The 6,215-nt window shown below is 71.1% G+C and carries 7 protein-coding genes; 4 read left to right on the forward strand and 3 right to left on the reverse strand.

All coding sequences use genetic code 11. The annotated features are described in order from the left end of the window. The first annotated feature begins 159 nt into the window (after nt 1–159). Genes G3N64_RS37760 through cobC form a run of 4 tightly spaced genes read left to right on the forward strand, consistent with a single transcriptional unit; the run spans nt 160 to nt 3,418 of the window. Nucleotides 160–975 (forward strand): ABC transporter ATP-binding protein, encoded by an 816-nt coding sequence (locus G3N64_RS37760; protein ID WP_205788687.1) that lies wholly within the window; start codon nt 160–162, stop codon nt 973–975. 52 nt (nt 976–1,027) lie between these two features. After that, nucleotides 1,028–2,083, forward strand: coding sequence for a nicotinate-nucleotide--dimethylbenzimidazole phosphoribosyltransferase (gene cobT, locus G3N64_RS37765; RefSeq protein ID WP_205788688.1), 1,056 nt, complete (start codon nt 1,028–1,030; stop codon nt 2,081–2,083). After that, a complete protein-coding gene (locus G3N64_RS37770) occupies nt 2,073–2,849 on the forward strand; it encodes an adenosylcobinamide-GDP ribazoletransferase (protein WP_205788689.1) in 777 nt (258 codons plus the stop codon). The genes cobT and G3N64_RS37770 overlap by 11 nt, the downstream gene beginning before the upstream one ends. Continuing rightward, entirely contained in the window at nt 2,834–3,418 is a 585-nt protein-coding gene (gene cobC, locus G3N64_RS37775; protein WP_205788690.1) for an alpha-ribazole phosphatase, read from the forward strand. Before G3N64_RS37770 ends, cobC begins: the two co-directional genes overlap by 16 nt. A gap of 97 nt (nt 3,419–3,515) precedes the next feature. Here the strand turns inward: cobC and G3N64_RS37780 are convergent, their stop codons facing one another. The 3 genes from G3N64_RS37780 to cbiB all read right to left on the reverse strand — a co-directional run. Continuing rightward, nucleotides 3,516–4,433: a cobalamin-binding protein gene (locus tag G3N64_RS37780; protein WP_205788691.1), complete on the reverse strand. Its 918-nt coding sequence runs from the start codon at nt 4,431–4,433 to the stop codon at nt 3,516–3,518. Further along, the gene (gene cobD / locus G3N64_RS37785; RefSeq protein WP_205788692.1) at nt 4,430–5,449 is read right to left on the reverse strand and encodes a threonine-phosphate decarboxylase CobD; all 1,020 of its coding nucleotides are present in this window, start codon (nt 5,447–5,449) and stop codon (nt 4,430–4,432) included. Before cobD ends, G3N64_RS37780 begins: the two co-directional genes overlap by 4 nt. Then, the coding region (cbiB, locus tag G3N64_RS37790; protein ID WP_205788693.1) for an adenosylcobinamide-phosphate synthase CbiB at nt 5,442–6,215 on the reverse strand (774 nt) is incomplete at its 5' end. The genes cobD and cbiB, both read right to left, overlap by 8 nt.

Genomic DNA, 6,215 nt, shown 5'->3' on the forward strand with positions numbered 1-6,215 from the left:
CTATCTCCAGGTCGGGTCATCGCGCAAACAGCATGAACGCGCGCGGCTGAGCATGGCGGTGAATGCGGATTCGCTCGCCACATGGTTCGGCGAGTGCTCGCATGCGTTGCTGGAGAGAATACCGGTGTTCCTGTGGATGTTGTTGAGGAGGCCGATGCGATGACGGGGGGCGCACTGCACGCCACGGCCGGCGACATGAACTACGCGGCCGTCGACCTGACGCTGAGGGCCGGCGCACGCACGCTGCTCGACGGTTTCACCCGGGCGTTCCGTCCCGGCGAGATCTGGTGCGTCGCAGGGCCGAACGGCGCGGGCAAGACGACGCTGCTTGCGACCCTCGCGGGGCTGCAGCCGCCGGCCGGCGGTCGGGTCGAGATCGACGGCCGGCCGCTTGCCGCATGGCCGCCCGAGCAGCTCGCGCAGCGCCGCGCGCTGATGCCGCAGCAACTGCACGACGCATTCAGCGCGACCGTGTTCGACACGGTGCTGCTCAACCGCTTTCCGTATCTCGGCGGCTGGGGCTGGGAGCGTGACGGCGACCGCGCGGCCGCGCGCGACGCGCTGGCGACATTCGACCTGGCCGCGCTTGCGTCGCGCGACGTGCTGTCGCTGTCGGGTGGCGAGCGGCAGCGCGTCGCGCTGGCCGCGACGCTGTGCCAGGACGCGCCGCTGATGTTGCTCGACGAACCGCTCGCGCATCTCGACCTGCATCACCAGATCGATTGCCTGACCGCGCTGGCCGCATGGCTCGACGCGGGCCCGCGCACGGTGCTGTTCTCGTGCCATGATCTGAACCTCGCGCGGCGTTTCGCGACGCATGCGCTGTTGCTCGACGGCCGCGGCCACGCGTGGGCCGGCCCCGTGCACGACGTGCTGACGCCCGAGCGCGCGAGCGATGCGTTCGGTTATCCGCTCGTGCTGATCCGCGAGAACGGCCGCGATGCGCTGCTGCCGGCGTGGCCCGAGCGACAATGACCTTTTCTTTTCCGATGCGCGGCGCACACCGCGCCAACGACACGGCTTTTCGATGACGACCCCGATTCCCTTCCCGCCCGCGATCGCGCCGCTCGACGACGCGCTGCGCAAGCGCCTGCAGCACGTGATCGACCACAAGACCAAGCCGCCCGGCAGCCTCGGCCAGCTCGAGGCGATCGCGCTGCAGATGGGCCTGATCCAACACACCGAGCGGCCGGCCGTGCAGCGTCCCGTGATGATCGTGTTTGCCGGCGATCACGGGATTGCCGCCGAGGGCGTGAGTCCTTATCCGCAAGCGGTGACCGCCCAGATGGTCGCGAACTTCCTCGCCGGCGGTGCGGCGATCAACGCGTTCTCGGGCGTCGCGCAGTGCACGCTCGAGATCGTCGATGCGGGCGTCGCGTCGCCGCTGCCGGTGTCAGACCGGCTGGTGTCGCTGCCGGTCGCGCGCGGGACCCGCAACTTCGCGGCGGAACCGGCGATGACGCGCGACGAGGCGATGACGGCACTCGCGGCCGGCGCGGCGCGCGTGCGCCTGCATGCGTCGCTCGGCACGAACGTGATCGGCTTCGGCGAGATGGGGATCGCGAACACGTCGTCGGCCGCGTGCCTGATGAGCCGCCTGCTCAGCGTGCCGATCGACGCCTGCGTCGGGCGCGGCACGGGCCTCGACGACCAGGGCCTCGCGCACAAGCGCGCGGTGCTCGGCCGTGCGCTCGTCAGGCACTCGCACGCGATTGCGCCGCTCGACGTGCTTGCGACGTTCGGCGGCTTCGAGATCGCGATGATGACGGGCGCGTATCTCGCGGCCGCGAGCGCACGGATGACGATCCTCGTCGACGGCTTCATCGCGACGGCCGCGCTGCTCGTCGCCGAGCGCATCGCGCCGGGCGTGCGCGACTACTGCGTGTTTTCGCATACGTCGCACGAGGCCGGGCACCGGCGCATGCTCGAGCATTTCGGCGCGAAGCCGCTGCTCGCGCTCGACCTGCGGCTCGGCGAAGGCACGGGCGCGGCGCTCGCGCTGCCGCTCGTGCGCGCGGCGGCCGCGTTCTTCACGGAAATGGCGAGCTTCGAATCCGCCGGCGTCGACAATCGTGACGCCTGATCGCGCGCGCGGCGTGCGGGCCGAACTGCGCTACTTCTTCGTCGCGCTCGGCTACTTCACGCGTGTGCCCGTGCCGCGCGCGATCGGCTACGCGGCCGGCGATCTCGACCAGGCCGCGCGTTATTTTCCGCTCGTCGGCGCATGCGTCGGCGCGTGGGGCGCCTTGGTCTATCTCGTCGCGCTGCGCGCGCTGCCCCCGTCGATCGCGGTCGGTCTGTCGATGGCCGCGACGCTGCTCGCGACCGGTGCATTCCACGAAGACGGCCTCGCCGACAGTTGCGATGCGTTCGGCGGTGGCTATACGCGCGACGACGTGCTGCGCATCATGCACGACTCGCGGATCGGCACGTTCGGCGCGGTCGCGCTCGTGATCTCGCTTGGACTGAAATGGCAGGCGCTTGCGTCCATGCTGCCGTTGCGTGCCGCATGGACGATGATCGCCGCGCACGCGGCGAGCCGCGCGGCGGCCGTGAGCTTGCTGATGACGCTCGACTACGTGCGGCCCGAAGGCAAGGCGAAGCCGGTCGCGCAACGGATGGGCGCACGCGTGGCGAGTGTCGCGGCACTGTTCGGATTGCCCTGGCTGTTCTGGCCCGACTGGCGCATGGGCGTCGTCGCATGCGTTGCGCTCGTGCTCGTGCGCGCGTGGGCCGCCCGCTATTTCGTGAAGCGGATCGGCGGTTATACGGGCGACTGTCTCGGCTTCGCGCAGCAACTGTGCGAACTGGCGATCTATCTCGTGGTGCTCGGATGGACGTCGTCCTGATCCGTCATCCGGCTGTCGGCGTCGAGCCGGGCATTTGCTACGGACGCAGCGACGTGCCGCTGGCCGCGTCGGCCGGCGCCGGCGCGCAGGCCGTGCGCGCGCATCTGTCGGCACTCAGCGCACCGCTTCCCGAACAGGTCTGGACGAGCCCGCTGACGCGCTGCGCGTCGGTCGCCGAACGGCTCGCGCAGGCATGCGACGTGCCGCTGCGACGCGATGCGGACTGGCAGGAAATGGATTTCGGTGCGTGGGAAATGCGGCGCTGGGACGATATCGATCGCGCGGCGCTCGATGCGTGGGCAGCCGACCTGATGCACACGTGCGCGCATGGCGGCGAAAGCGTCGCGCGGTTTGCTGCGCGGGTCGCACGACGGGCCGATGCAGTGGCGCAGTTCGACCGGCCGCAATGGGTGGTCACGCATGCGGGCGTGATCCGCGCGTTTGCATCGCATGTATTGTGCATGCCGATCGATACGCTGTTGTCGCGGCCGGTGCCGACAGGGGGTGTCGTCTGGCTGCGCGCGGATGCCGCCACGCGAACGTGGGACGTGGTGCACTGGGACGAATAGGCGCGCTGGCGTCTGCCGGTGACGGACGCAGCGCGCGGTCAATCCGTCTCGGACAACTGACACATCGGGCGCAGGGGCGCGCGCAAGTCCGCGGAATTCAGCGCGCCGGCCGCCTCGCACGCGCAGTATCGAGATCCTCGCACAGCGCGGCCGCGCCTTGCGCGATCCGCGGCGATGGCCGCGTCAGCAGGTCGCCGTCGATCGCGAACAGGTTGTTGCGCGCCACGGCCGTCAGCGCGGGCCATGTGCGCCAGCGCGCCAGGCTCGGCAGCGGTTCGTCGGAGCGCGTCGTACCCGCGCGGGTCGTCACGATCGCCTCCGGATTCGCCGCGAGCACGGCCTCGTCGGTAACGGTCGGCGCGAGCGGCTTGAGCGATGCGAACACGTTGCGGCCGCCACACAGCTCGATCACGTCGTTGATCAGGTGCGCGCCGTTGAGCGTCGTCAGCGGCCGGTCCCAGACCTGGAAGAACATCGCGACGGGCGCCCGCGCGGCATAACGTGCACGCAGCATCGCGATGTCGCGCGTATAGGCGGCCGCGGCCGCATCGGCCGCCGGTTGCGTGCCGAGCAGCGTGCCGAGCCGGCGCAGCGACGACGATACGTCGTCGAGATGCTTCGGTTCACTGAAGAACAGCGGGATGTGCAGCGCGCGCAGCGCGTCGGTCTGCCGTTCGGCATTGCCGTGCCGCCAGACGACGATCAGGTCGGGCTTCAGCGCGGCGATCCGCTCGAGGTCGAGCGCCTTGTTGTCGCCGACGCGCGGTACCGCTTGTGCGGCGGGCGGATAGTCGCTGTATGTGACAGTGCCGACGAGCTTCGTGCCGCCGCCGGCCGCGTAGACAAGCTCGGTCGCATGAGGCGCAAGGCTGATCACGCGTTGCGCGGGCGCAGGCAGCGTGACGGTATTGCCGGCGTCGTCGCGCGTCGTGACATCGGCGTGGGCGAGCGGTGCTTGAACGAGTGCGGTCAGCATCGCAACCGGCGTCAGACGGCGGAGCATGCGAAGACTCATGCGGATTCCTGTTGCAGCAGCGGCACACAGTGTGCGAGCGCGTCGCCGAGGCGCTGCCATTCCGCCTCGCTGCCCGGCAGGCCGACGCGTACGCTCGACGGTGCCGGGAAGTACCGCGTCCAGACCCCGCGTGCCGCGAGTGCCGCATGCAGCGCCGCGGCGCTCGGGTCGTCGGTCCAGCTGAAGAGCGGCGTCGCGCGAACCGTGAAGTCGTGCGCGCGCAGCAGTGCGGACAGCCGCGCGCCGTCGGCCGCGAGTCGTTCGCGGGCGGCGGCCTGCCATGCGCGATCGGCGAACGCCGCGGCGACCGCGTGGCGCGCGGGGCCACCGACCGTCCATGCGCCGAGCATGTCGCGCAGCGCGACGATCTGGTCGGGGCACGCGAGCACGAAGCCTGCGCGGATGCCGGCGAGCCCGAAGAACTTGCCGACCGAACGCAGCACGACGAGCCCCGGGCGATCGACGTGCGGCGCGAGCGACTGCGTCGCGCCCGTATCGGCGAACGCCTCGTCGACGAGCAGCGTGCCGCCGCGCGCCGCCAGCTGCGCATGCCAGCCGAGCAGGCGCTCGGCCGGTACGAACTCGGCGGTTGGATTGTTCGGATTCCCGACGATGACGTGGCGCAGCGTTGCAGGCAGCGTATCCGTGCCGATATCGAGCGCGACGACGCGATGGCCGTGGCGCGCGAAGCCAGGCGCGTATTCGCCGTATGCGAGCGTCGCAACGCCGGCGTCGCCGGCCGGCAGCAACGCGGGCAATGCGCGGATTGCAGCCTGGCTGCCGGCAACCGGAAGCACATGCGATGGATCGGGTGCGTGGTAGTACTGCGCGGCGCAGGCCACGAGGCCGTCGCCGTCGTCGGGCAGCCGGCGCCATGCGTCGGCCGGGACGGGCGGTACCGGATAGCCGACCGGATTGATGCCGGTCGACAGGTCGAGCCACGTGTCGTACGGAATGCCGTGGCGGCGTGCGGCTTCATGCAGGTTGCCGCCGTGCGCGATGCGGGTGTCAGACATGATGGGTGGCCATGACGAGTGCGCCGCTCGCGACCAGCAGCGCGAGCCACAGGGCAAGCGTGCGCGTGACGAGCGACAGCGCGGCGACGATGTGGACGGCGGTCGCCGTTGCGCCGGTGCCGAGCGCCGGACGATCCTCGATCTCGCCGTGATAGACGGCCGGGCCGCCGAGCTGCACGTTCAGGCTGCCGGCGCCGGCGGCCATCACCGGGCCGGCGTTCGGACTGTCCCAGTGGCGCGCCTGCGTGCGCCAGCAGCGCCAGGCGGCGGCCGTGTCGCCGAGCAGCGCGTAGCTCGCGGCCGTGAGGCGCGCGGGAATCCAGTTGAGCGCGTCGTCGAGGCGCGCGGCGGCCCAGCCGAAGGTCAGGAAGCGCGGCGTGCGGTAGCCCCACATCGCGTCGAGCGTGTTCGCGAGCCGGAACAGCAGCGCGCCGGGGCCGCCTGCGACGACGAACCAGAACAGCGCGCCGAAGATCGCGTCGTTGCCGTTCTCGAGTGCAGACTCGACGGCCGCGCGCGACAGCGCGCCTTCGTCCGCGTCGCTCGTGTCGCGCGACACGATGCGCGCGGTCAGCATGCGGGCGGCGCCGAGGTCACGCTGCAGCAGTGCCGCGGCGATCGGCGCGACATGGTCGGCGAGGCTTTTTGCGCCGAGCGCGAACCACAGCAGTGCGATGTGCAGCGCGGCCGCGAGCGGCCACGGCAGCACGGCCGCAAGCCATGCCGCGACGGCGACCGGCGGCACGACCGCCGCGATCCACGCGGC

Source organism: Burkholderia sp. Ac-20344, from assembly GCF_017104975.1.
Lineage (GTDB): Bacteria > Pseudomonadota > Gammaproteobacteria > Burkholderiales > Burkholderiaceae > Burkholderia.